This window comes from Pyruvatibacter mobilis (assembly GCF_012848855.1).
Lineage (GTDB): Bacteria > Pseudomonadota > Alphaproteobacteria > CGMCC-115125 > CGMCC-115125 > Pyruvatibacter > Pyruvatibacter mobilis.
Genome location: NZ_CP051630.1, coordinates 420,012 through 445,806, shown reverse-complemented (window position 1 = coordinate 445,806; position 25,795 = coordinate 420,012). Strand labels below are relative to the sequence as shown.

Sequence of the window (25,795 nt, the reverse complement as noted above, 5' to 3'; positions counted from 1 at the left end):
GTCAGGTGCCCTGCGGCTCGGCCCCCGGCGGTACGGAGCCCGGCTCGCTGGAGTGGCGGCGGCCCGCCGTCGGCACGGAGGACGTTGTCCCCTGCTCCGGCGTCGTGTCGTCATCCTCATCGCGCGTCGGCTTCTGGCCGTTGAGCAGTGCCTTGATCTCGTCGCCCGAGAGCGTCTCATATTCAAGCAGCCCCTGCCCGATGATTTCCAGCTGGTCACGCTTCTCGGTGAGAATGCGCGTGGCCTCTTCGTGGCCTTCCTTCACCAGCCGTGTCACCTCGGCATCAATCCGCCGGGCCGTCTCTTCGGACATGTTCTGGTTGCGCGCCACGGAGTGCCCCAGGAACACTTCTTCCTGGTTCTCGCCGAAGGCCAGCGGGCCCAGATCATCCGACATGCCCCAGCGGGTCACCATGTTGCGGGCAAGTTTGGTGGCCTGCTCGATGTCCGAGCCGGCACCGGCCGTCACCGCGTCATGGCCGAACACCACTTCCTCGGCCACGCGGCCACCCATCAGTATCGCCATGCGCGACGCCATTTCCTGGCGGCTCATCGACAGCTTGTCGCTTTCCGGCAGCTGCATCACCATGCCCAGCGCCCGGCCACGCGGAATGATCGTCGCCTTGTGGATCGGGTCGGTGGACGGCACGTTGAGCGCCACAAGTGCGTGGCCGCCTTCGTGATAGGCGGTCAGCTTCTTCTCGTCGTCGGACATCACCATGGTGCGGCGCTCGGCGCCCATCATCACCTTGTCCTTGGCGTCCTCGAACTCGGCCATGGTCACCAGCCGTTTGGCGCGGCGGGCAGCCAGCAGCGCCGCCTCATTGACCAGATTGGCAAGGTCCGCACCGGAAAAGCCCGGCGTACCGCGCGCAATCGTCTTCGGGTTCACATCCGGCGCCAGCGGCACCTTGCGCATATGCACCTTGAGGATCTTCTCGCGGCCCATGATGTCCGGGTTCGGCACCACCACCTGGCGGTCGAAACGGCCCGGACGCAGCAGCGCCGGGTCCAGCACGTCCGGACGGTTGGTAGCGGCAATCAGGATGATGCCTTCATTGGCCTCAAAGCCGTCCATCTCCACCAGCAGCTGGTTGAGGGTCTGCTCGCGCTCGTCATTGCCGCCGCCAAGGCCCGCGCCACGATGGCGGCCCACGGCGTCGATTTCATCGATGAAGATGATGCACGGTGCGTTCTTCTTCGCCTGCTCGAACATGTCGCGCACGCGGGACGCACCGACGCCGACGAACATTTCCACGAAGTCCGACCCGGAGATCGTGAAGAACGGCACATTGGCTTCACCCGCCACGGCACGCGCAATCAGCGTCTTACCGGTGCCCGGAGGGCCAACAAGCAGCGCACCCTTGGGGATGCGGCCGCCCAGGCGCTGGAACTTCTGCGGGTCCTTCAGGAACTCGACGATTTCCTGCAGGTCGTCCTTGGCTTCATCCACGCCTGCAACGTCATCGAACGTCACCCGGCCATGCCGCTCGGTCAGCAGCTTGGCCTTCGACTTGCCGAAGCCCATGGCCTTGCCGCCGCCGCCCTGCATCTGACGCATGAAGAAAATCCACACCGCGATCAGCAGCAGCATCGGGAACCACGACACCAGCACGCTCAGCAGCGTCGGAGAATCCGAATTGCTCGGCCGGGCAGAAATTGTCACACCGCGCTCATAGAGGCGTTCGGTCACATTGGCATTCGGCGGCGCATAGGTAGAGAAGGTCCGGCCATCGGAGTAGGAGCCGGTAATCTTCTCGCCCTGGATCGTCACTTCCGACACCGCCCCGGAATCAGCCTCGGCGAGAAGCTGCGAGAAGGAAATCTCACTGCTGCCACCGGCCTGCTGCGTGGGCGTCTGGAAGAGGTTGAACAGCGCGACCAGCAGGAGAGCAATGATGGCCCAGAGCGCGAAGTTGCGGAAATTGTTCACGGGAAGCTTTGTCCTATTCAGCGCGCCCGGGCACAACTCGCCCTGGCGCTGCAGGTTTCTGGCTATCAGTCAGCATAGTGAAACATAGGCAGCCAATAAAGGATTACCAGTCATTAGAGCTATTCCAATCACGGTTAACCCCCTTTGATCATCAAGGGTTTAGCCCTGTTCCAATCAGGGCTTGGCCTGCCCCGTGGCAATTGGTCCCGCAGCCAGTCCGGCCCGCGCAGGCGCAACGAACAAGGCTCGGGCCGACAGCGCCCCTGCCTCATCCGGTTGAAAAAAACCGGGGATATCCACCAATTCACCCTCCCGGTAGAGCGCCGGCAGGCTGCCGCCGACCATCGCGGGAAGCTGAGGAATCCCGGGCTGATGGCGGATATCCCGCCAGTTTGCCGCGCCCAGCGCCGCTACATGCAGGGAGTCCGCCGCTGCTGCGTCATCCACACTGACTGAAAACCGCCCGTCCCAGTCAAACCGCCCGTCGCGCGTGCCGGCAGGTCCTGCCAGCGCCCGCCCCTCGCGGCACACCAGAACCTCCGCCCCCCGGGCCTGAAACCGCAAGCCCCCGAGCGTCGCCCCCTTGAACCCTGCCTCACGCAGCCGCGCCAGCAGCGATGTCGTATGCGCAAGCCGCGGGCGATAGACCCCGCCGCCGACCCCCCGCACCAGCGCCGCCAGGGCCCTGAGCCCGATATCCTCCGGCACGTCACAGAAGGCCGCCCGGTCCATCACCGCGTGGCCGGTGCCAAAGAAACGGACATTGGCCTTCACATGCGCCCGCATCCACCCATCCAGCGCATCCCGCGCAATTGCCAGCCGCCCGGCCGTTTCCGCAAGCCGCGCCGCCGTCATCCCCTCGGCTGCCAGCGCAGGCATCAGCCGCCGCATCCGCACCCGCGCGTGATGCGTGTCGTCATTTGACGGGTCCTGGATGAAGTCCTGCCCGCGCTCTGCCAGAAAGACCCGCAAGTCCTCCCGCGAGGTCGCAAGCAGCGGCCGCAGGATACGCAAGCCCTCACGGGTCACGTCCCGTGCCATCGACGCCAGCCCGTCCACGCCGCTGCCGCGGCCCAGCCGCAGCAGGAAAGTCTCCGCCTGGTCATCACGGCTATGGGCAACCAGCAGCGCTGCTACCCCTCGTTCACGGCACCATGCGCCCATCAGCCGGTAGCGCAGTCGCCGCGCCCAGGCCTGGATATCCGCAGCCGGCGCGGGCGCGTCAGACGCAAGAATATAGTGTGGAACCCCGAGCGCCGCACACCATGCGGCGACCTGAAGCGCTTCCTCCGCGGCTTCCGGCCTGATGCCATGATCCACCGTCAGCGCCGTCACCTCACGGCCCGTCTGCCGCCCGTGCTCCGCCGCTAGGTGCAGCAGGGCCATCGAGTCCGGCCCGCCGGACACCGCCACCGCAAGCGGCGCCCCGTCCGGCAGATCAACACCCGCCAGAAGCGCCTCGGCTGAGGGAACTGTACCCGCCCCGCGCACCGCCGTCAGACGCAGCCCGCGCGCGAGCGCTCCTGCTCGGCCCGTGCCTTCACGCTCTGCGGTGCATTGGGAAATGTCCGCGGCACCTCAGCCAGGGTGAGGCAGGCATCCTGCGTCTGCCCCAGCGCTGCCAGGGTAATGCCCAGCTTCAGCAGGCTGTCCGGCGCCTTGGGGCTGGACGCATATTGCTGATAGCCGGTGAGAAAGGCCCGCGCGGCATCCTGGTACTGCTCGCGCACATAATAGGTCTCCCCCAGCCAGTATTGGGCATTCCCGGCAAGATTCGTGTCGCCATACTGCTCAAGGAACTGGGAGAATGCCGTTTCCGCCGCCGCATAATCCCGCTGCCGGAGGAAGCTCATGGCATATTTATACGCCTGATCCGGCCCGCCCTCCGGCAGACCGGTCGACGGCGTTGCAAGCTGGCGCGGCGCCGCCCCGGACGTGGAGGCCGCAGCACCGGCTGACACCGCACCCAGCGTCCCGATGCTCGCCTGCTGGGCCGCGCTTAACGGCTTTTCAGTCGGCGGCGGCGTCAGCTGCGGTGTCTGCGTCTGAGCGGCAGCCTGCGGTGCCTGGCTCACTTGCCGCGACCCGCCGCCCGTCCCCTCCAGTTCGCGAAGACGATAATCCGTGTCCGCACGAAAATTCTCCAGCTGCTGGTTTGCCTGCCGCACCTCGAACTGCAGCCGCTCCACCTGCCCGGTCATGTCGCGCAGCGATTGCTCGATCTGGTCAAGCCGCAGGGAAATCCGTGCCGCATCCGTCGCGTTCAAAGACGCACCACTCGGCGCCTGCCCTGCACCGGACGCCAGGCTCTGGGCCTGCCCGCCACCCTGATAGACCGACCGCTGCACATCCTGCAGGTCCCGCTCCAGCCGCAGCAGGCGGTCATAGAGCGCCCGCGTATCGGTAACCGATTGCTGCGCTGCCACGGGCCCCGCGGTCAGCACGCTACCGACGGCAATCGCAGGCAAAAGCCCCGCGGCAAGAAGGAGAACAATGCGGAATTTCGGCATGACGGGTCTCACGGAAGGCAGAAAAGCGGAACGGAAAATATCCCGACAAGCTTGTCGAAATTGAGGCCCGGCGCAAGCACCACCGGCGCGCGCTGAACCACACGGCAAACGAAAAGGGGCGCGCATCCGCCAAGGATGCACGCCCCGTTCCGTTGTCAGGATCGCAGGTGGCTTACGAGCCTGCGCCCTGCGTCACCACGCTCACCGCGCGGCGGTTCTGGGCCCAGCAGCTCTCATCGGAGCAAAGCGCCACCGGGCGCTCCTTGCCGAAGGAGATGGTCTGGACGCGCGACGGCGCGACACCGAGGCTCACCAGGTAGTCCTTGGCCGAGTTGGCGCGGCGGGCGCCCAGCGCAAGGTTGTATTCACGCGTGCCGCGCTCATCCGCATGGCCTTCCAGCGTCACCCGCACATTCGGGTACTGGTTCAGCCAGGCAGCCTGACGCTGCAGCGTGGCGCGGGCATCGGCCCGCAGCGACGACTGGTCAGTGTCGAAGAAGACGCGGTCACCGACATTCACCACCAGGTCCTGCTGCGAACCCGGGGTCGGCCCGGCCGGCGCGGCGGGAGCCGGAGCGGTGGTGGCCTGCACGGTCGGCTGCTCCGGATCGGAGCTGCACGCGGCCAGTGCCAGGGCGGCGAGGCCGGCCAGCGCCATCTTCACGGCGCGGCCCGAAAAGCCAAAGGAAGCGCCCTTGGCCGTCCCCTCGAAAGTCATTGTCCGCGAACGGATCAACGCAGTGGTCATATCAAAAAGTCTCCTGCCAACGCGGGCCGATATAGCCCAACAATCTGGTTGCACCCCGGACCGCAAACCCAAGAACAGGAATGGACTGCGTTCCAAACTTTGCCGCCACCTGCCGCAGCATGTGGCTCGTCCCGCTGTTCTCCGGAACAAGCCTAACCGCGGAATGTGACGAAGGTTTCCAATCATTTCGCCCCGGATGGGACAGATACGCCGGAAACACCCCTAAATGCCCTTGGATCCCAAGGCTGGACGGTAGCCGCAACCACCCTAGCGGATCAAGGGAGACCAAGCCGGGTCCGAGCCGAATCCCGGCGTCGGAACCTGCCTTTCGTTGTAGCCGGTGAGATCCACCGACCAAAGCGACGGCCCGCCCCGCTCCCCCGGTGTCTCGCGGAAGAACATGAGCACGCGGCCATTGGGCGCCCAGGTGGGCCCCTCATTGTGATAGCCCTCGGTCAGAATGCGCTCGCCGGTGCCGTCCGGGCGCATGACCCCGATGAGGAAGCGGCCCTTATACTGCTTGGTGAACGCGATCAGATCTCCGCGCGGCGACCAGATCGGCGTGGAATAGCGTCCCTCGCCGAAACTGATGCGGCGGACATTCGAGCCATCCGCATTCATCACATAAATCTGCTGCGTGCCGCCCCGGTCGCTTTCAAAGGTGATTTCACGCCCCGCCGGCCCGTAGGAGGGCGACGTATCGATCGACGGGGAGTTGGTCAGCCGCCGCGTCGCCCGCGTGCGCAGGTCGAGCTCATAGATATTGGCATTGCCGCCGCGCTGCAGGCTCATGATCACCTTGTCGCCATCCGGCGAGAAGCGCGGCGCGAAGGTCATGCCCGGAAACTCGCCCACCACTTCCTGCTGGCGCGTCTCGATATTGTAGAGATAGACTCGCGGGCTGCCCCCCGCATAGGAGAGGTACGTGATCTCCTGATTGGTCGGAGAGAAGCGCGGCGTCAGGACCAGCGAACTGCCATTGGTCAGGAAGCGCGGATTGTGCCCGTCCTGGTCCATCAGGGTCAGCCGCTTCACCCGCTGGCCCTTCTGGCCTGCTTCCGACACGAACACGATGCGCGTATCGAAATAGCCGGTCTCGCCCGTCAGCCGCTCATAAATGGCGTCAGAAATGATGTGCGACACCCGCCGCCAATTGTCCGGCTTGGTGAAGTACTGCAGGCCGATCAACTGCTCTTCGCCAAACACGTCCCACAGCCGGAACTCGACACGCAGCCGACCGTCCGCTTCCTGGGTCACACCGCCCGTCAGCAGCGCCTGGGCATCAAGAATGCGCCAGTCACCGAAGCGCGGCGCCGTGTTGGGGTCAGAAATCTTTTCGATGAAGGCCGCTTCGCTGATCGGCCGGAACAGGCCCGAGCGCTCGAGATTGGCGCGGATCACACCGGCCATCTTGTCACCCGTTTCAGCGGCCGCCTCATCGCTGCCGACGAAGTCGGTCACCGCCAGTGGCAGCGGCTCGATATTGCCTTGCGTGATGTCGATCTTCAGCTGCGCCAGCGCCGCCCCGGGCATCATCAGCACAGCCAGCACGATAACAGGCACCCACCCCATAAAACGCGTCCCCCGACGTTCCGTGTTGCCAGCGATCATATCCGTCTCCCGGATCATTCGGTTAGATTGACCTTAGCCGCCGAACATGCGGCTGGGGTCAAACGTCAATTCGATTTCGCGCCAGGACGAATACTTTTCTACCGGCAGACGGTAAGGCGCACAGCGCCGAACCGCGCGCAGCGCCGCATCCTGGGCAGCCCGCTGATACGAGGACGGCACCAGCGGTCCGCCCTTCACCTGCGGGGGACGCGCCAGGGAACCGTCCGGGTTCAGCCATATCAGCATGGTGACCACCAAATCAGCCGCATTTGTGGCACCGACCGGCGGTGACCAGCACTGGCTGATCTGTTGCCGGATTGCATCAAGCTCTGAGATCGTCAGCGATGTCTGCGCCCCGATGCGCGGCTGCTGCGGGGTTTCCGGTGCAGGCTGCGGCCGCTGGGGGGCGGGCTTGCGCTCTTCCGGCAGCTTGTCGAGCAGGGCGGCGATGCGGCCGGGATCAAAAGCTGGCTTGCGCTCCTGCACCACGGGCTTGGGTGGCGTGGGGCGCAGGCGCGGCGCAGGCGGTGCGGGCGGCGCCACATTCACTTTTTCTTCCGGCTCCGGCTCAGGCTCAGGCGCAGGTTCGGGCTCAGGCGCGGGAACGGGCTCAGGCTCAGGAGCCGGAGCGGGTTCAGGCTCGGGGGCCGGTGCCGGGGTGGGTTTAGGCGCCGGCGCAGGCTCCGGCTCGGAGACGGGTTCGGGTTCCGGCTGCGGCTCGGGCTCCGGCTCCGGTGCATCCTGCGGCTCCGGTTCGGGCTCAGGTTCCGGCGGGGCCGGTTGAGCTTCAGGTTCCGGCTCCCGGGTGATGCGGGTGAATTCATCGATCTCGACGATCTCGATCGGAATGGGCTGTGCCACATCGACGGGCGCAAGCGACGGCGCAGGCAGGCCCACAATCGCGATCACCACGAGTGCCACATGCAACAGACCGGAGATGAGAACGCCGCCGCGCATCTGCTCCCGGTTACCTCTTGTCCGCGCTGTCAGGTGCGCTCTGTTCGGTCACCATGCCGATGCGCCGGAAACCAGCCGACGACAGCGTGCCCATCACCTGCATGATGTCGCCATAGGCCACGTTCTTGTCGCCGCGCACATAGACGCGCTCTTCGTAGCCGCCCTTGGCGATGGCAAGCAGGCGCGACGACAGCTCGTCGATCTCGACCACGGTTTCCTGCAGATAGATTTCCCCATCCGCGTTCACCGTCACCGTCAGCGGCTCCGTGTCTTCCTGGAGCGGTTGCGACTTCGTCTGCGGCAGATCGATGGGCACCCCCACCGTCAGCAACGGGGCGGCCACCATGAAGACGATGAGCAGCACCAGCATCACGTCCACAAAGGGCGTGACATTGATTTCGCTCATCGGCGCGCGCGGACGGCGGCTGCGGCGGCGTGATGAGCCTCCGCCGCCCCCCGCCGGCTTCATCGGACCGGCTGCCATGGTCAGGCTCCTTCGCGGGTTTCGTCGATCTGACGGGACAGGATGGCGGAGAACTCGTCCGCAAACCCGTCAAGCCGCGTCGCGTAGCGGTTCAGCGAGGTGGAAAAGGCGTTGTAGGCGATCACCGCCGGAATGGCGGCCAAAAGGCCAAGCCCCGTGGCGAACAGCGCTTCGGCAATGCCCGGCGCCACCACGGCAAGGTTCGTGTCGCGCGTCGCGGCAATCGCCTGGAAGGAGTTCATGATACCCCACACCGTGCCGAACAGCCCGATGAAGGGCGCCGTGGCACCAACAGTGGCCAGAAACAGAAGCCCCCGCTCCAGCCGCGCCGTTTCCCGTGCGATCGAGACGGTCATCACCCGGTCGATACGTTCCTGCAGCCCGTGAATGGCCCGCGAACCGATTTCAGCCGACCGCCGCCACTCCCGCATCGCCGCCACGAAAAGCGTCGACATCGGGTGGTCAGGCCGGTGGCCCATATTCTGGTAGATGTCCTCAAGCGACTGGCCCGACCAGAACACCTGCTCGAAGCGCTCGGCCTTACGGTTGACGGTCCGCAGCCGGCCCCATTTCTCGAAGATGATCGCCCAGCTCCAGATCGATGCCGCGAACAGCCCGATCATCACCGCCTTGACCACGATATCCGCCCGCAGAAACAGGCTTATCAGTGAAAAATCCGTCTCGGCGACCTGCGCCGCCGCGTTGGTGATGAGATCCGGCTCCATCGTCACCCCGTCCTGGTCTTGGGTTCGTGTCCTGTTCGCCGCCTCAGGGGCAGCGATTTTCGCCCGCGGCAGAGCTGCCGCGCGGCACAAAGATATTCAGCCGGAAAGTCACGGCATCCCGCCCTTTCCGCCTTGTTCCCGTGATTTTGTGTCGAAACTGCGGCGTGTGCCGCCGCAACGAAGCGCCCCGAAACAGATTGGTCCACATCCAGCGTGTTAACCAACATAGGCGGCAAGCGCGTCGCGCACAAATGCCGGAATTCTGCGGGCCCGGCCCGCTCCATCCAGCACTGCGACTTCCACCTGCGCCTCGAACAGCAACGTCTCCCCGCGCCACACGCTCTGCGCCGCCCGGATGCGCGCGCCCCTCAGTTCCGTGAACCGGGTGCGCACCTCCAGCGCATCATCCAGCCGCGCCGGCGCGTGAAACCGGATGTCCATCTGCCGCACGGCAAAAGCCGTTGAATCCTCGGCATCCATCATCCGCCGGTGGTCCAGCCCCGCGCAGCGCAGCACATCCGTGCGCGCCCGCTCGATGAAGCGCAGATAATTCGCGTGATAGACGATGCCGGACGCATCCGTATCCTCGTAATAGACCCGCACCGGCATCACATGCAGCCCGTCATCGCTCAGGCTGCCCGCCGGGCCCAGCTCGTCCGCCACCCGATCACTCATCTTCAAAAAGCCGCGTCTGAACGCCCTCGAACGTCGCCGGTATGCTCAGTCCCAGATGCTCGAAGGCGGCACCGGTCAGCAGACGCCCGCGCGGCGTCCGCTGCACGAAGCCCTGCTGAATGAGATAGGGCTCAATCACTTCCTCGATCGCGTCCCGCGCTTCCGACAGGGCAGCGGCGATCGTTTCCACGCCCACCGGGCCGCCGCCGAACTTCAGCGCCACGGTCCGCAGATAGCGGTGATCGAGGCTATCAAGCCCGCGATTGTCCACTTCAAGCCGGTTCAGCGCCTTGTCAGCGGTCACGGCGTTGATCTCGGTCGCCCCCGCCACCGCCGCGAAATCACGGACCCGCCGCAAAAGCCGCCCCGCCACCCGCGGCGTCCCGCGCGACCGGCGCGCGATCTCGAGTGCCCCGTCGCGCGTCAGCGGCGCATCCAGGATCGTTGCCGCCCGGCTCACGATCTTCTCAAGCTCGTCGTCGGTATAAAATTCAAGCCGCACCGGAATGCCGAACCGGTCCCTTAGCGGCGTGGTCAGAAGCCCGGCCCGCGTCGTCGCGCCCACCAGCGTGAAAGGCGCAAGGTCGATCTTCACCGACCGCGCCGCCGGTCCCTCGCCGATGATCAGATCAAGCTCGAAATCCTCCATCGCCGGATAAAGAATTTCTTCCACCGCCGGAGACAGACGGTGAATCTCGTCAATGAACAGCACATCCCGCGGTTCGAGATTGGTCAGAAGCGCCGCCAGATCCCCCGCCTTGGCGATCACAGGCCCCGAGGTGGAACGGAAATTGACGCCCAGCTCCCGCGCCACGATCTGCGCCATCGTCGTCTTGCCCAGGCCCGGCGGGCCTGACAGCAGCACATGATCCATCGCTTCATCGCGCGCCCGCGCCGCCTGGATGAAGACAGACAGGTTCTCCTTCGCCCGCGCCTGGCCGACAAAAGCATCCAGCGCCCCGGGACGGATATTCTGGTCCGCCCCGTCCTCGGCCTGGAAATCCGCATGCACCACGCGGTCCGACATCACTTTCCCTTACCTGGCCGGATCACCCGGCCAATTCCTTCAGCCCCATGCGGATCAATTGCTCCGCCCCCGGAGCATCGTCTCCCGCCTTGGTCACAGCCCGCGACACAGCCTGCGCCGCCTGCGCCTGAGCATAGCCGAGATTGACCAGTGCCGAGATAGCGTCCGCTTCGGCGGTGTTGGGGGCCATATCCGGTACGGCAGATGCCTCCTCGCCCGCATCACCCCCGCCGGCCTGGCTGGCCATGGCAAGGGATGCAGGCACCTTGTCCTTGAGTTCGGCCACGATGCGCTCACCCACCTTGGGGCCCACGCCCTGCGCCGTCGCAATGGCCTTGGCGTCCTTGAACGCAATCGCCCGCGCCAGTGCCTGCGGATCAAGCGCCGTCAGAATCGCCAGCGCCGCCTTGGCGCCCACCCGCTGAACGCTGAGCAGCAGCCTGAACCATTCACGCTCCGCTTCAGTCGCAAAGCCGAACAGGCGCAGCTGGTCTTCCCGCACATAGGTTTCGATATGGAGGATGGCAGCCTCCCCAGGCCTGCCGATCTGCCGCAATGTGGTCCCCGAGCATGACGCCAGATAGCACACACCGCCCACGTCGATCAGCGCCCAGTCGAGCCCTGTCTCGTCCACCACACCCTTGAGCTTGCCGATCATGCCCGCCCACCTGCAATGGCAGACGCCACCCGCGCGGCCCCGGCGCTGCCATGGGCGTGGGTGATCGCCACCGCCAGGGCATCCACGGAATGCTCCGAATGCGGATCACATGACGGCAACAGCATCGTTACCATGGTCATCATCTGCCGCTTGTCCGCATGTCCCGCGCCCACGACGGATTTCTTGATGTGGTTGGGCGCATATTCCGCAACCTCCAGCCCCGCCTGCGCGGCTGCGAGGATCGCCACCCCGCGCGCCTGGCCAAGCTTCAGCGTCGCCTGCCCGTCGCGATTGACGAAAACGCTTTCGATGGCTGCTTCCTGCGGGTTGAATTCGCGGATGACGGCCTCCAGCCCGCAATGAATGGCCAACAGGCGCTCAGCCAGACTGTCACGGGCCTGCGAGGTCACCGTACCGTTTGCCACATGCGACAGCCGCGAGCCCTCGACATCCACGACACCCCAGCCCGTGGCCCGCAGGCCCGGATCAAGGCCCAGCAGACGCCGCCGGTGGCCGGAAGTTGTGGGGATGGAAGATGCCATCAAGCCTGCCCTGCCTTCCAAGCAGGCCGCCCTCTGGGGGACCGGTGCCTCAGCTTGTCAGGCTCTCAAGAACCGAATCGGAAATCTCAAAGTTGGCATAGGTTTGCTGAACATCATCATTGTCGTCCAGCGCATCCAGGAGTTTCAGCAGCGTTGAGGCTGCATCCTGATCCACATCCAGCACATTCTGGGGCTTCCACACCAGCGCCGCCTTGCGCGGCTCACCCAGCTGCGCTTCCAGCGCTGTCGACACTTCATTGAGCGCGTCAGCCGCACAGATGATCTCGTGGATGTCATCATCCGACGTCACATCATCGGCACCTGCTTCGATCGCGGCCTCGAACACCGCGTCTGCATCCGCGACGTCAGCGGCATACTCAATCCGCCCCACCTGGTCGAACATGAAGGACACCGACCCCGTTTCACCCAGATTGCCGCCATTCTTTGAAAAGGCAGCACGGACTTCGCCGGCCGTGCGGTTGCGGTTGTCGGTCAGCGCCTCGACGATGATGCCGACGCCGCCGGGGCCGAACCCCTCATACCGGACATTCTCGAAATTCGCGTCGTCACCGCCCTGGCTCTTCTTGATAGCGCGCTCGATATTGTCCTTGGGCATGTTTTCCGCCCGCGCCGCCTGGATGGCGCCGCGCAGGCGCGGGTTCATGGCCGGGTCCGGCATGCCCAGCTTCGCGGCCACGGTGATTTCGCGCGCCAGCTTGGCAAAAATCTTCGACCGCTTCGCGTCCTGCGCGCCCTTGCGGTACATGATGTTCTTAAATTGTGAGTGGCCGGCCATGGGCTCAAGCTCCAGCTGCGTCAGTCATGTCAGGTGAGTGACCGGGGTTATAGAGAATTCCGACCCGAAAAAGCTAGACCGGGCCTACTCCGCCGCCATCAACCCCGGCATCGTCTGCTTCAGCCGCCCGCCAAGCCTGATCGGCTCAACGCGGGTCGCAAGGCCGGTCGCATCGTCCGTCTCCACGAACACACCGCACACGGTCGCATCCCCGTCCGCGGGCTGAAAACGCCCGGAAGAGATCTTGGTGGTGAACCGGTTCAGCGGCTCATCCTTCTGCATGCCGATCACGCTGTCATAGTCGCCACACATTCCTGCATCGGTCTGATACGCCGTCCCGCCGGGCAACAACTGCGCGTCCGCCGTCGGAATATGGCTGTGCGTCCCCACCACCAGCGACGCCCGGCCATCACAGAAATGGCCCATCGCCATCTTCTCGGAAGTTGCTTCCGCATGCATGTCGACGATCACCGCATCCGCCACATCGCCCAGCGGCGCAGCCGCCAGTTCCCGTTCCACGGTGGCAAACGGATCATCCAGCGCATCCATGAACACGCGTCCCAGCACATTCACCAGCAACACACGCCGTCCGCCCCGCGCCTCGAACAGCCCGGCCCCGCGCCCCGGCGTGCCGGAAGGATAATTCGCCGGCCGCAGCAGCCGTTGCTCGCGCTCGATGAACACCAGTGCTTCCCGCTGGTCCCAGGAGTGATTCCCGCCGGAGATCACATCCGCCCCGGCGTCCAGTATCTCGGTGGCGATCTTTTCCGTAATGCCGAACCCGCCGGCGGAGTTCTCGCCGTTCACCACCACGAAATCGAGATCAAGATCGGCACGCAGCCGCGGCAGGGCATCCACAACGGCTTCCCGGCCGGCCCGGCCCACCACGTCACCCAGAAACATCAGTCGCATCAGGACAATTTCCTACTCGCCGACAAGGCCGCTCTCCAAACTACCGTGTCCGGATGACCCGCCTTTCGGTCACAACAAAATCCATCACCGCGTCATGCGGCTCGCGCGCCAGCCTGTCCCCCAGCTGCGCGTCATAGGCAATGCCGACAATGGTCGGCCGTCTGCCGCGCCGCAGGGCCTCAAGCGTCCGGTCATAAAACCCGCCGCCATAGCCCAGCCGCGCACCCTGTCTATCAAACCACACGCCCGGTACCAGCACCAAGCTGGGCGTCACCAGCCGCGCCCCCGCCCCCGGTGCCGGAATACCATATGCCCCCGCCGTCAGCGGCTCGCCGGGCAGCCAGCGGCGAAACAGCAATGGCGCGTTGCGGGCCGCCACCTCAGGCAGGCACAGCCCGTGCCCCATCGCCTTCAGGGCCAGCATCAGAGGCAACGGGTCAGCCTCCGCCCGCACGGGCCAGTAGCCCGCTGCCATCTCGAATGGCCGCAGCGGCACCGCATCCAGCACGTGACGCGCAATCCGGTCACCCGCCGCCTGTCCCAGCCGCCGCGCCTCGCGCTGGCGCACCAGCCCCGCGTGACGCCGCAGCTCAGCCTTGCTGACGGGCTGTGCACCGGCTGTCGGAAAGGAGGGCTCGGTCATTCCGGAGGACTTCGAGGAAGAAGGATACAAGGTAGGGCCGCCTTGGCCGCTGGAGCGGAGATCCCCGGGAACCTACATAAGTAGGTGGGCGCCGTGATGCCCCAGCCCACGGGCCGAGGCAGGGACAGCTCCCTAGGAGACCGTAAGGCCCCGAGCAATATGGCTCCTGGCGCACCAGGCAGCCCTGATCTTGTAGCCGTCTTACTTAGGAAGCCTCAAGGCGTCCGGCAATGTCTTCAAGGCGGCGGGCGGCTGCTTCCAGCACCTCGGCCACCTGGTTTTCCGCGTCCTGGCTCTTGGTCGCAGCTCCCACGCGGTCCTGCTTGAGCGTGGCCACCTCGTCCTTCAGGGCCTGCACCTCGCCCAGCGCCTCGGACAATTCATCCGCCACCAGAAGTCCCGCCATCAGCATCAGCCGCTGGTCGCCCACCTGCCCCACGCCCTGGGCCAATGTGGTCACGTGCTTGTCCAGATAGGCGGCGAGCCCTTCCAGGTGCTCTTCCTCGCCATCGTCACAGGCCAGCGTGTAGCTGCGGCCATTGATCTTCACGGTTACCTGCGGCATCGGCGCGTTCCTATGGCTCCAGCACGGCGCGGATGCCGGCAATGGCTTCTTCCAGCCGGGTCGATACATCACCGGCAGTCTCGTCCAGCTGCCTGGCCTGCGACTTCACCTGGTCCAGCTCGTCGGCCAGCCGCGAGCGGTCCTCGCGCAGCGCTGCGATCTCCCGCTCCGCGGAAGATGCGTTCTGGGACTTGATGCTGCGCCGGTTGATTCCCGCTTCCAGCTGATCGAGAGCGGCGGAGAACCGCTCCATGGCTGAATCAAGCTTGCTCATATGTCAGAGGCCGATCCCGACTCGTAGGAGATACTGAATGAAATACACCGATTAAGGCTGCCGCGCCCCGCCCCGCGAGCGCGGCGAATATGCAACAGGTTTGTGACATAACGTATGCACCGCGCTCAAGGCTGGTCAACGCCACATGAATCCTCGCGCACGGGGTGCCATGGGCATGTTGACGTTGCAAGACCACCTCGTCATTCTCCCGGCCCAATTCGACAGGGTCGCTGAGCTTAGGGACCAGCGCCCCTGCACCTGAACCGATTTGCTTCCCGGCAGACTGGCGTAAGACCGGCATGGGGAGATTTTGAGGCAGCCGTGACATGCGCTTTCAACAGGGGCGCTCACGGGACCAAGGGCAACCCCAAGGGTAACCACGCAATGAGCACAGCAGCAGACACCGCCTCCGCCGGGGCGGACAAACCCGTTTCCACATCTTCAGCCGCCAATGCCGACCACGCGATGATGGCCAACGCCATCCGCGCCCTGGCCATGGATGCGGTCGAGAACGCCAAGTCGGGCCATCCCGGCATGCCCATGGGCATGGCCGACGTGGCCACCGTCCTGTTCACCCGCTTCATGAAGTTCTGCCCGCGTGATCCCAACTGGGCCGACCGTGACCGCTTCGTGCTCTCTGCCGGTCATGGCTCCATGCTGATCTACAGCCTGCTGCATCTCCTCGGCTATGAGGACATGACGATCGACCAGATCAGGAATTTCCGCCAGATGGGCTCCCTCACGCCGGGTCACCCGGAAGTGGATCACACCCCCGGCGTCGAGATGACCACCGGCCCGCTTGGTCAGGGCATCTCCACCTCCGTTGGCATGGCACTGGCCGAGCGCATGCTCAATGCGCGTTTCGGCGACGACCTGGTGAACCACTTCACCTATGTCATCGCCTCCGATGGCGACCTGATGGAAGGCATCAGCCACGAGGCCATTTCCCTGGCCGGCCACCTCAAGCTGTCGCGCATGATCGTCCTGTTCGACGACAATGGCATCACCATCGACGGTGCACTGGACCTGTCTGAATCGGGCGATCAACTCGCCCGTTTCGAAGCCGCCGGCTGGGATACCACCCGCATCGACGGCCATGATCCGGATGCCATCGCCGCTGCCATCGAGCACGCGCAGACAACCGACAAGCCCTCGCTCATCGCCTGCAAGACCAGGATCGGCTTCGGCGCCCCCACCAAGGAAGGCACATCCGGCTCCCACGGCGCCCCGCTCGGTGCCGAGGAGATTGAAGGCACCCGTAAGGCCCTCGGCTGGTCAGCCGCCCCCTTCGAGATCCCGCAGAACGTGCTCGACGCCTGGCGCGTCGCCGGCCTGCGCGCCAGCAAGGCCCGCACTGCCTGGGCCGAGCGCCTGGACGCCGCCCCCGAAGCCCAGCGCCGTGAATTCGAGCGCACCATGGCCGGCTCCCTGCCAAACGAACTGCACGCCGCAGTCAACAAGCTGAAGCGCGCCTTCAGTGACGACAAGCCGTCGGTGGCCACCCGCAAGGCCTCCGAGAATGTGCTCAACGGCCTGGCCGATGTGGTACCGGAGCTGGTAGGCGGCTCCGCCGACCTGACGGGCTCCAACAACACCCGCGCCAAGTCGCAGAAATCCGTCACCGCAGACGATTTCTCCGGCTCCTATATCCATTACGGCATCCGCGAGCACGGCATGGCCGCCGCCATGAACGGCATGGCGCTGCACAAGGGCCTCATTCCCTATGGCGGCACCTTCCTGGTGTTCTCCGACTATTGCCGCCCCTCGGTCCGCCTGTCGGCCCTGATGGAGCGCCGCGCGATCTACGTGTTCAGCCACGATTCGATCGGCCTCGGGGAAGACGGTCCCACCCACCAGCCGGTGGAACACATGGCCGCCCTGCGCGCCATCCCCAATCTCAACGTGTTCCGCCCGGCGGATGCTGTCGAGACCGCAGAAGCCTGGGAACTGGCTCTCAAGGCGCTTGATCGCCCGAGCGTCATCGCCCTGACCCGCCAGAACCTGCCGACCGTGCGCACCAAGCACACCGACGAGAACCTCTCCGCCCGCGGCGGCTACGAGCTCTCCCCGGCCGATGGCGACGCCAAAGCCACCCTCTTCGCTACTGGGTCGGAAGTGGAGATCGCCCTGGCCGCCCAGAAGCAGCTGCAGGCCGAAGGCGTTTCCACCCGCGTGGTGTCGATGCCGTGCCTGGACCTCTTCCTCGAGCAGCCCGCCGCCTACCGGGAGGACATCATCCGCCCCAACACCGTGCGCGTGGCCGTGGAAGCGGGCATCGAGCAGGGCTGGGGCCGCCTCATCGGCGACAGCGGCGGCTTCGTCGGCATGACGGGCTTCGGTGCCAGCGCTCCTTACAAGCAGCTCTATGAGCATTTCGGCATCACGCCGGACGCCGTGGCCCAGGCCGTCCGCGAACGTCTCTAGGACACCCGGCCCGGGGCGGTCTCAAGGCCGCCCCGCATGGCCATCCCAGGGGACACAGCGCAAGGCTGTCCCTGCGGCAATCGGGGAGGGAAAGCGGCACCCGCATCCCTCCCCTATTAACGCTCACTCCCGAAAAATCACCCCGGGCGGTTTGGCGCGCCGGGATTCCTGTCAAGTGGTCCTTTTCACCCGCCGGACCATTCGCTATACCCACGCCCAATCCCGCGCGGAACCAAGCTCCATCACTGGTCAGGCTTCTGGCCCGGCACCTGGATCAGCGCGGCATTCCGCACTCCGTTGAAAGGTGAAAGCATTATGTCCGTGAAGGTCGCGATTAATGGGTTTGGCCGCATTGGCCGTCTGGTTCTCCGGGGCATCATCGAGTCCGGCCGCACGGATATCGAAGTGGTGGCCATCAACGACCTCGGTTCCGCCGAAGCCAACGCCCACCTGCTGCAGTTCGACACCGTCCACGGCCGCTTCCCCGCCGAAGTGACCAACACGGACTCCTCCATCTCCATCAACGGCAAGGAAATCAAGGTCACCGCCGAGCGTGATCCGGCCAAGCTGCCGTGGGGCGATTTGGGCGTCGACATTGCGCTGGAATGCACCGGCATCTTCGCCGACAAGGAAAAGGCCTCCGCGCACCTGACCGCCGGTGCCAAGCGCGTCCTGGTCTCCGCCCCCGCCTCCGGTGCCGACCTCACGGTCGTCTACGGCGTCAACCACCAGGACCTGAAGGCCGAGTACACTGTTGTGTCCAACGCGTCGTGCACCACCAACTGCCTGGCCCCGGTCGCCAAGGTGCTGGACGACACCTTCGGCCTCGAGCGCGGCTACATGACCACGGTGCACGCCTATACGGGTGACCAGCCGACGCTCGATACCCTGCACAAGGACCTGCACCGCGCCCGCGCCGCTGCCAGCAACATCATCCCGACCTCGACCGGTGCCGCCAAGGCCGTCGGCCTCGTGCTGCCGCAGCTCGCCGGCAAGCTCGACGGCACCGCCGTGCGCGTGCCCACCCCCAACGTGTCGATGATCGACCTCGTCTTCACCGCCAACAAGGACCTGTCGGTGGACGCCATCAACGACGCCATGAAGGCAGCGGCCTCCGGCCCGCTCAAGGGTGTGCTGGCCGTCAACGACCGCAAGCTCGTGTCCATGGACTTCAACCACGACCCGGCATCCTCGACCTTCGACCTGACCCAGACCCAGGTCATCGAAGGCAAGATGGGCCGCGTCCTGTCCTGGTACGATAATGAGTGGGGCTTTGCGAACCGCATGTCCGACACCGCGGTCGCGATGGCAAAGCTCATCTGATACCGGCAACGACTACCAGGGGCGGAAGCTGACAAGGCTTCCGCCCCTCTCTGATCCAGACACCCAGAACCACCCCCAAGACCCTCGGAAATTCAGGACCGTGCCATGAGTGAAAAGACGTCGTTTGCAACCCTCGATGATCTTTTCGCCAGCCAGGATGTCACCGGCAAGCGCGTGCTGATGCGCGCCGACCTGAACGTGCCGGTCAAGGATGGCGCCGTCAGCGACGCCACCCGCATCGAACGTATTGTACCGACGATCCGCGACCTCACAGGCAAGGGCGCGATCGTGGTGCTGCTGTCCCATTTCGGCCGCCCCAAGGGCGAACGGAACCCGGAATTCTCCCTCAAGCCCGTAGCCCCCGCCGTCGCTGAAGAAGCCGGTCTTGATGTAGCGTTCGCGGATGACTGCATCGGCCAGTCCGCCGCCGACGTGATCGCCGCCGCAAAGCCCGGCAGCGTCGTGCTTCTGGAAAACACCCGCTTCCACAAGGGCGAGACCGACAATGACGGCGCCTTCGCCGACGAAATCGCCAAGCTGGGCGATATCTACGTCAACGACGCCTTCTCTGCTGCCCACCGCGCCCATGCCTCAACCGAAGCCATCGCTCACCGCCTGCCTGCCTATGCAGGCCGCGCCATGCAGGCCGAGCTGACCGCCCTGGGCCAGGCGCTTGCCACGCCGGAGAAGCCCGTGGTGGCCATTGTCGGTGGCGCCAAGATCTCCACCAAGCTCGACCTTCTCGGCAATCTGGTCAGCAAGGTGGATTACCTCGTCATCGGCGGCGGCATGGCCAACACCTTCCTCGCCGCCCAGGGCATCGACGTGAAAGCCTCCCTCTGCGAACACGACCTCGGCGATACCGCGCGCGACATTCTGGCAAAGGCTGAGACCGCCGGCTGCCAGGTGCTGCTGCCGCGTGACGTTGTCGTGGCCGAGGAGTTCAAGGCCATGGCGCCCTGCAAGACCGTGCCTGCCACCGAAGTGCCCGACGGCCACATGATTCTGGACGTCGGCACCGATACCATCGCAGACTTGGCCGCCCGCTTCGAAGCCGCAAAGACTGCTGTCTGGAACGGCCCGCTGGGCGCCTTTGAGATCGCGCCGTTCGACAACGGCACCAACGCCGCCGCGCGCCATGTGGGCATGCTGACCAAGATGGGTCAGCTCACCTCCGTCGCCGGTGGTGGCGACACGGTGGCCGCCCTAAACAATGCGGGCGCCGCTGACGACTTTTCCTACGTGTCCACCGCGGGTGGCGCCTTTCTCGAATGGCTCGAGGGCAAGGCACTGCCGGGCGTGGAGGCTCTCAGCCGCGCCTGAACCCGCGGCACCCAGACTGGCGATGTATGAGGGGACTGCCCAGCCATGACCGAAACACTCCACGACATCGCGCAGAAGATGGTCGCCACCGGCAAGGGCATCCTTGCCGCCGACGAAAGCACCGGCACCATCAAGAAGCGCTTTGACTCGATCAACACAACCTCGACCGAGGACAGCCGCCGCGACTATCGCGAAATGCTGTTCCGCACCGACGAGGCGATGCACAACTACATTTCCGGCGTGATCCTCTACGACGAGACAATCCGCCAGAAGGCCCAGGACGGCACCCCACTCGTCGAGCTCATCAAGGCCGCAGGCTCAGTACCGGGCATCAAGGTCGATGCAGGTGCCAAGGACCTGGCAGGCAGCCCCGGCGAAAAGGTGACCGAAGGCCTCGACGGCCTGCGCGAGCGCTTTGCCGAATATCACGACCTCGGCGCCCGCTTCGCCAAGTGGCGCGCGGTGATCGACATCTCCCGTGGCGGCGATACCTCCATGCCGTCCCACAACTGCATCCACGCCAATGCCCACGCCTTGGCCCGCTACGCGGCGCTGGCCCAGGAGCGCGGCATCGTTCCGATCGTTGAGCCGGAAGTGCTGATGGACGGCGATCACGACATCGCCCGCTGCGAGGAAGTGACGACCTGGGCCCTCAAGGAGCTTTATCAGGAACTCTACTTCGCCGGCGTCGATCTCGAAGGCACCGTGCTCAAGCCCAACATGATCATCTCCGGCAAGCTCTGCCCCACTCAGGCCAGCGTCGCGGAAGTGGCCGAGCGCACCGTCAAGGTGCTGAAAGCCTGTGTCCCGTCGGCAGTGCCCGGCATCGTCTTTCTGTCGGGCGGCCAGTCCGATGTCGATGCAACGGCCCATCTCAATGCCATGAATGCCGGCTATGATCTTCCGTGGAACCTGTCCTTCTCCTATGGCCGCGCGCTGCAGGCAGCGCCCCTGGCCGCATGGGGCGGCGACAACAACAACTGGTCCAAGGCGCAGGCGGCCTTCCTGCACCGCGCCCGGATGAACGGCCTCGCCGCCACCGGCAACTGGACCGAACAGGTGGAGAAAGAAGCTGCCTAGCGCCTCCAATTGCCGCCTTTATCTGATCACGCCGCCGCGTCTTGATGACGTGGCGGCGTTTTCGCGCGTGTTCGAAGCAGCGCTCAAGGCCGGTGACGTCGCCTGCGTCCAGCTTCGTCTCAAGGATGTGCCCGACGACGAGGTGATTGAAGCCGCCACGGCCCTCATCCCCATCGCGCACGACTATGACGTGGCATTCCTCATCAATGATCGGCCCGACATCGCAAAAAAGGTGGGGGCCGATGGCGTGCATATCGGTCAGGACGACGCCCCCTATTCAGAGGCCCGCAAGCTGCTGGGCCCGGATGCCATCATCGGCGTCACCTGCCATGACAGCCGCCACCTGGCGATGAAGGCCGGCGAGCAAGGGGCGGACTACGTGGCCTTCGGCGCGTTCTACGACACCGCCACCAAGCAGGCCCCGACCCGGGCAACGCCGGAAATCCTCTCCTGGTGGCAGCAGCTCTTCGAAGTGCCCTGTGTCGCCATCGGCGGCATCAATGTCGAAAACGCAGCGCCCCTCGTCGCGGCGGGCGCGGATTTCCTTGCGGTCTCATCTGGCGTATGGTCCTACCCCTCGGACGAAGGGGGTCCGGCCCAAGCCGTCAAGGCGATCAATGAGGTGATCGCCGCGACGCCGATGTCGCTTCTGGAGTTCGATGCGTAAACCAACGCCGATAGTCACCCCCCCTTTCCCACGCTTCCGCCTGCAGACCCGCATGATGCCCGTCATTGCCGGGGCCCTGCTCGCCGCAGCCGTGCTTCCGGCCAGGGCGGAGACGCCTCCTGACATCGCACCGCCCGCAACCGAGCGCGGCGTCAAGACCGTGTCGCCGGAAGTGGCCAACGCCGTCGACGCCCTCAAACAGGGCGAGCCGGCCCGCGCCGCAGCCTTTCTCCGCACCGCCGCAGAAAACGGCGACCCCGCCGCCCAGGCCCTGCTGGGCCAGCTCTATGCCGACGGAAACGGAGTTGAGCGCGACCTGTTCGAGGCAGGCCGGTGGCTCCGCGCAGCCGCCGCCAATGGTGAACCCACAGGGGCCTATGCCCTGGCAACCCTCACCGATGACGGCACCCTTACCCCGCCGGGCATGGACCCCGCCAACCGGGAAGCGCGCGACAGCGAGGCCACCCGCCTCTACCTTGCCGCCGCCAATCACGGCTCGGTCCCCGGGCAGATCGAAACCGGTCTGCGCTATGTCCGCGGCGTCGGCACGGCACAGAACCTGACAGAAGCCGCACGATGGTTCGGCGAAGCGGCGGACGCCGGCAGCCCGGACGCGCAATTCAATCTTGGGGCCCTGCACGCCTCAGGTGCTCTGAATGACGGCACGCCAGACCACGCCACCGCCCGCACATGGTTCACCCGCGCTGCCGAGCTGGGCCATGCGGATGCGCAATACAATCTCGGCCTGATCGCCGCCCAGGGCCTTGGCGGCCCCGTGGACAATGCCGTCGCCGCCAAATGGTTCAAGCGCGCCGCCGACCAGGGTGTCGCCGATGCCCAATCCGGCCTCGCCTACCTCACCTATCAGGGTCTCGGCGTCCAGAAGGATGAGGCAAAGGCCGCAGAACTCTACGCAAAGGCAGCGGATCAGGGCCACCTCGTGGCGCAAAACCGCCTTGCCCGCCTCTACGTGATGGGCCGTGGCGTTGAGGCAGACATGGCAGAAGCCTGGAAATGGCACTCCCTGTCCACCCGCGCAGGCTTCGAGGACAAGGAACTCGACGCCCGCTTCGCCAAGCATCTGACCGCCGATGACCGCGCCACCGGAGATGCGCGCGTCGCCCAATGGCTCGACGGACGCGCCGCACGGTAGAAAGCGTCTTTCTAGCGTCTTTCGGGCTTCTTCACCTTTTAAAGCCCTGCCCCTTGCGCACAATGCGCCAGTGGTGCATGTGAGGCCGCCTGACGGGGCGCCCGCGATACCCAATCCCGCCCCCGTCCCCCAAGATCAAGAATCCGCATGAAGGCCCGCGAGACATGAAGATCAACGGTAACGAAATCCGCCCCGGCAACGTCATCGAGCACAAGGGTGGCCTCTGGGCCGCCGTGAAGGTGCAGAGCGTGAAACCGGGCAAGGGCGGCGCCTATGCCCAGGTCGAACTCAAGAATCTGATCGACGGCACCAAGCTGAACGAGCGCTTCCGCTCGTCAGAATCCGTCGAGCGCGTGCGGGTCGATACCAAGGACTTCCAGTTCCTGTTTCAGTCCGACGACATGCTGACCTTCATGGACAACGAGACCTACGAGCAGATCGAGCTCTCCGCCGAGTTCGTCGGCGAGCGCGCCGCCTTCCTTCAGGACGGCATGGCCGTGACCCTCGAGCTTTACGAGGACAAGCCGATCGGCATCAACCTGCCGGAGCAGGTGACCCTCGAAGTCACCGAGACCGAGCCCACCATCAAGGGCCAGACGGCGGCCTCCTCCTACAAGCCCGCCCTTCTTGAAAACGGCGTGCGCACCATGGTGCCGCCCTTCGTCGGCGTCGGCGAGAAGATTGTGGTCGACACCAACGAAGTCACCTATGTGAAGCGCGCCGAGTCGTAGGACACAGCCGACCAGCCTCACTCAAGTCCGCCCGCATACGACCCGCCCGAACGCCGCAAGCAGATCGCCCCATGCCCCTCAACAGTCCTGTCATCAACGTGATGGTCACGGCCGCCCGCAAGGCGGCCCGCAAACTCGCCCGCGATTTCGGCGAGGTTGAAAATCTCCAGGTGTCCCGCAAAGGCCCCGGCGATTTCGTGTCCGCCGCCGACCTCAGGGCCGAGAAGATCATCTTCGAGGAGCTGTCCAAGGCGCGGCCGGGCTACGGCTTTCTGATGGAGGAATCCGGCACGGTTGAAGGGCCGGACAAGACCCACCGCTGGATCATTGATCCGCTCGACGGCACCACCAATTTCCTGCACGGCATCCCCCACTTCGCGATTTCCATCGCCCTTGAGCGGGATGGCCAGCTGGTCAACGGCGTCATCTACAATCCGGTCACGGATGATCTGTTCGTCACCGAAAAGGGCAATGGCGCCTATCTGAATGATCGCCGCCTGCGCGTCGCCGCGCGCACCCGCCTCGACGACGCGGTGTTTGCCACCGGCATTCCCTTCAAGGGCCTGGACTGGCACGCCAAGTTCACCCGCGAGATCGATCACATCATGCCGCAGGTCGCGGGCATCCGCCGCTTCGGCGCAGCCTCCCTTGACCTGGCCTGGGTCGCAGCAGGCCGCTTCGACGGCTTTTGGGAACACGGCCTGCAGCCCTGGGACATCGCTGCGGGCGTGCTGATGGTCAAGGAGGCTGGCGGGTTTGTCAGCGACATCAACGGCGCTGACAAGAAGATGGATACCAACGGCATCATCGCCGCCAATGCCGACCTGCTGCCGCACCTGCAGGCAATGATCAAGAAGGCAGGCCGTGCCGCCGGCTGACGCGCGCCCGGCACACAGCCCCCGCAGGCTGCCGGGGCTTTACGCACGCCGCGCAACCGGTTAACCCCTTAGCACCATGATTTAAAGGAATGCCGCGCTCAGCGGGGCATTCTCCCCTCTTCAGGTGCTCTTGCGCGTGCCCGGCATGATCAGTTTTTTCTCCCGCACTCTTCTTCCCTGCCTGGCTGTCGCCCTGTCGCTTGCGGCAACTGCAGCGACCGCACAGAGCATTGACGGGGATGTCGACGTCAATCTTGATGCCCTCGGCCTGCGCGGCAGCCAGCCGGAACAGCCGCGCCTGATTCTGCGCTATCCGGGGTCGGACACGGCAACGCGGGAAGTCCCCACGCTGCGCTACCCGGACGTACCGGAGCCAAGCCCGCGCCCGACCCCACGCGCCGCCGCAAAGCCCAGGCCGGAACCGGACACCAACAAGGCGTCAGCCAAGCCTGCCCCGGCAAAGCCGGCCACGCAGCCCAAGGCTGCCGCCGCAGCGCCTGCAGCACCAAAGCCTGAAGCGACACCGGCTGTGAACCAGGCCGCCGCCACGCCGGCCGCCTCCTCCACCCCCGAACCGGCCCCTGCGCAGACGCTGGCTCCTGTTGAAACCAAGGCCCCGCCGACGGAAAGCGCCGCTTTGGCCGCACCGACCGCACCGCAGCCAGCCCCGGCGGCAGCACCCCCCCTGCCCCAGCCGGACCCGGCCATTGCCCGCATCCTGTTTGACCCCGGCAGTGTCGCCATTCTCGGCGAGGCCCGGTCGGAACTTGAGTCCATCGGCCAGTCCCTGCGTTATGACCGCCGCCGGATCGAGCTGCGCGCTTACGCGGGTGAGCCGGGCGACAAGGCCAGCGATGCGCGCCGCCAGTCCCTCCGCCGCGGCCTTGCGGTCCACGGCTATCTGATTGATCTGGGCATCGACAAGAGCCGCATCGACGTGCGGGCTCTGGGCGGGGTCACCGACACGGGCCCCGCCGACCGGGTGGACGTAACCTTCTCCGGCAGCTAATCCCCACCAATCACGCAAGCCACTGCCGTCACACTGCTGCCCCAAACCATGGCACACTGCGGGGCACGCGGACGGGGAGACCGTGCGCGGCACACAGCGAGGGGACCGGGCCTAAGACGCGCCCGGACTGTGGATCAGGAGACAACC

At 65.5% G+C, this 25,795-nt stretch carries 26 protein-coding genes and 1 other RNA gene; 9 read left to right on the top strand and 18 right to left on the bottom strand.

Annotation, left to right across the window (positions count from 1 at the left end; genetic code table 11):
- Position 1 precedes the first annotated feature (1 nt).
- From ftsH to HG718_RS01985, 18 genes are all read right to left on the bottom strand, one after another.
- Positions 2-1,933: an ATP-dependent zinc metalloprotease FtsH gene (ftsH, locus tag HG718_RS02070; protein ID WP_160588742.1), complete on the bottom strand. Its 1,932-nt coding sequence runs from the start codon at positions 1,931-1,933 to the stop codon at positions 2-4.
- Between the two features lie 174 nt (positions 1,934-2,107).
- Positions 2,108-3,424, bottom strand: a complete 1,317-nt coding sequence (gene tilS / locus HG718_RS02065; RefSeq protein WP_160588743.1) for a tRNA lysidine(34) synthetase TilS — start codon at positions 3,422-3,424, stop codon at positions 2,108-2,110.
- Positions 3,425-3,429: 5 nt separating this feature from the next.
- Entirely contained in the window at positions 3,430-4,443 is a 1,014-nt protein-coding gene (gene ybgF / locus HG718_RS02060; protein ID WP_160588744.1) for a tol-pal system protein YbgF, read from the bottom strand.
- Positions 4,444-4,615: 172 nt separating this feature from the next.
- Entirely contained in the window at positions 4,616-5,101 is a 486-nt protein-coding gene (pal, locus tag HG718_RS02055) for a peptidoglycan-associated lipoprotein Pal (RefSeq protein WP_160588811.1), read from the bottom strand.
- A 357-nt stretch (positions 5,102-5,458) separates the two neighbouring features.
- Positions 5,459-6,763 carry a Tol-Pal system beta propeller repeat protein TolB gene (gene tolB, locus HG718_RS02050; protein ID WP_244617795.1) on the bottom strand — a complete coding sequence of 435 codons (1,305 nt, stop codon included), beginning with the start codon at positions 6,761-6,763 and terminating at the stop codon, positions 5,459-5,461.
- A 72-nt stretch (positions 6,764-6,835) separates the two neighbouring features.
- Complete coding sequence (locus HG718_RS02045) at positions 6,836-7,759, bottom strand: cell envelope integrity TolA family protein (RefSeq protein ID WP_160588746.1); 924 nt, start codon at positions 7,757-7,759, stop codon at positions 6,836-6,838.
- Positions 7,760-7,769: 10 nt separating this feature from the next.
- Entirely contained in the window at positions 7,770-8,243 is a 474-nt protein-coding gene (gene tolR / locus HG718_RS02040) for a protein TolR (RefSeq protein WP_160588747.1), read from the bottom strand.
- A gap of 2 nt (positions 8,244-8,245) precedes the next feature.
- Complete coding sequence (gene tolQ, locus HG718_RS02035; protein ID WP_027841023.1) at positions 8,246-8,968, bottom strand: protein TolQ; 723 nt, start codon at positions 8,966-8,968, stop codon at positions 8,246-8,248.
- A gap of 216 nt (positions 8,969-9,184) precedes the next feature.
- Positions 9,185-9,643 (bottom strand): tol-pal system-associated acyl-CoA thioesterase, encoded by a 459-nt coding sequence (gene ybgC, locus HG718_RS02030; RefSeq protein ID WP_027841022.1) that lies wholly within the window; start codon positions 9,641-9,643, stop codon positions 9,185-9,187.
- Entirely contained in the window at positions 9,636-10,670 is a 1,035-nt protein-coding gene (gene ruvB / locus HG718_RS02025) for a Holliday junction branch migration DNA helicase RuvB (RefSeq protein WP_160588748.1), read from the bottom strand. Before ruvB ends, ybgC begins: the two co-directional genes overlap by 8 nt.
- Before the next feature lie 22 nt (positions 10,671-10,692).
- Positions 10,693-11,328: a Holliday junction branch migration protein RuvA gene (gene ruvA / locus HG718_RS02020; protein WP_160588749.1), complete on the bottom strand. Its 636-nt coding sequence runs from the start codon at positions 11,326-11,328 to the stop codon at positions 10,693-10,695.
- A complete protein-coding gene (gene ruvC, locus HG718_RS02015; RefSeq protein ID WP_160588750.1) occupies positions 11,325-11,870 on the bottom strand; it encodes a crossover junction endodeoxyribonuclease RuvC in 546 nt (181 codons plus the stop codon). Before ruvC ends, ruvA begins: the two co-directional genes overlap by 4 nt.
- A 49-nt stretch (positions 11,871-11,919) precedes the next feature.
- Entirely contained in the window at positions 11,920-12,666 is a 747-nt protein-coding gene (locus tag HG718_RS02010; RefSeq protein WP_027841018.1) for a YebC/PmpR family DNA-binding transcriptional regulator, read from the bottom strand.
- 84 nt (positions 12,667-12,750) lie between these two features.
- A complete protein-coding gene (locus tag HG718_RS02005) occupies positions 12,751-13,578 on the bottom strand; it encodes a TIGR00282 family metallophosphoesterase (protein ID WP_160588751.1) in 828 nt (275 codons plus the stop codon).
- A gap of 40 nt (positions 13,579-13,618) precedes the next feature.
- Positions 13,619-14,221 (bottom strand): 5-formyltetrahydrofolate cyclo-ligase, encoded by a 603-nt coding sequence (locus tag HG718_RS02000; RefSeq protein ID WP_160588752.1) that lies wholly within the window; start codon positions 14,219-14,221, stop codon positions 13,619-13,621.
- Positions 14,222-14,251: 30 nt separating this feature from the next.
- Positions 14,252-14,409: non-coding RNA, 6S RNA (gene ssrS / locus HG718_RS01995), on the bottom strand.
- A gap of 17 nt (positions 14,410-14,426) precedes the next feature.
- Complete coding sequence (locus HG718_RS01990) at positions 14,427-14,786, bottom strand: cell division protein ZapA (RefSeq protein WP_027841015.1); 360 nt, start codon at positions 14,784-14,786, stop codon at positions 14,427-14,429.
- A gap of 10 nt (positions 14,787-14,796) precedes the next feature.
- Entirely contained in the window at positions 14,797-15,060 is a 264-nt protein-coding gene (locus HG718_RS01985; RefSeq protein WP_027841014.1) for a DUF4164 family protein, read from the bottom strand.
- Positions 15,061-15,444: 384 nt separating this feature from the next.
- Between HG718_RS01985 and tkt the strand changes: the two genes are divergently transcribed.
- The 9 genes from tkt to HG718_RS15680 all read left to right on the top strand — a co-directional run bounded on the left by tkt (position 15,445) and on the right by HG718_RS15680 (position 25,648).
- Positions 15,445-17,484: a transketolase gene (gene tkt, locus HG718_RS01980; protein ID WP_160588753.1), complete on the top strand. Its 2,040-nt coding sequence runs from the start codon at positions 15,445-15,447 to the stop codon at positions 17,482-17,484.
- 315 nt (positions 17,485-17,799) lie between these two features.
- The gene (gene gap, locus HG718_RS01975; RefSeq protein WP_160588754.1) at positions 17,800-18,807 is read left to right on the top strand and encodes a type I glyceraldehyde-3-phosphate dehydrogenase; all 1,008 of its coding nucleotides are present in this window, start codon (positions 17,800-17,802) and stop codon (positions 18,805-18,807) included.
- A 105-nt stretch (positions 18,808-18,912) separates the two neighbouring features.
- A complete protein-coding gene (locus tag HG718_RS01970; protein WP_160588755.1) occupies positions 18,913-20,130 on the top strand; it encodes a phosphoglycerate kinase in 1,218 nt (405 codons plus the stop codon).
- Positions 20,131-20,175: 45 nt separating this feature from the next.
- A complete protein-coding gene (locus tag HG718_RS01965; RefSeq protein ID WP_160588756.1) occupies positions 20,176-21,210 on the top strand; it encodes a class I fructose-bisphosphate aldolase in 1,035 nt (344 codons plus the stop codon).
- A complete protein-coding gene (thiE, locus tag HG718_RS01960) occupies positions 21,203-21,877 on the top strand; it encodes a thiamine phosphate synthase (protein WP_160588813.1) in 675 nt (224 codons plus the stop codon). Before HG718_RS01965 ends, thiE begins: the two co-directional genes overlap by 8 nt.
- A gap of 52 nt (positions 21,878-21,929) precedes the next feature.
- Entirely contained in the window at positions 21,930-23,030 is a 1,101-nt protein-coding gene (locus HG718_RS01955; RefSeq protein ID WP_160588757.1) for an SEL1-like repeat protein, read from the top strand.
- A 164-nt stretch (positions 23,031-23,194) separates the two neighbouring features.
- Entirely contained in the window at positions 23,195-23,761 is a 567-nt protein-coding gene (efp, locus tag HG718_RS01950; protein WP_027841007.1) for an elongation factor P, read from the top strand.
- A gap of 71 nt (positions 23,762-23,832) precedes the next feature.
- Positions 23,833-24,639, top strand: a complete 807-nt coding sequence (locus tag HG718_RS01945) for an inositol monophosphatase family protein (protein WP_160588758.1) — start codon at positions 23,833-23,835, stop codon at positions 24,637-24,639.
- A gap of 145 nt (positions 24,640-24,784) precedes the next feature.
- Positions 24,785-25,648 (top strand): OmpA family protein, encoded by an 864-nt coding sequence (locus HG718_RS15680; protein ID WP_160588759.1) that lies wholly within the window; start codon positions 24,785-24,787, stop codon positions 25,646-25,648.
- Positions 25,649-25,795 lie beyond the last annotated feature (147 nt).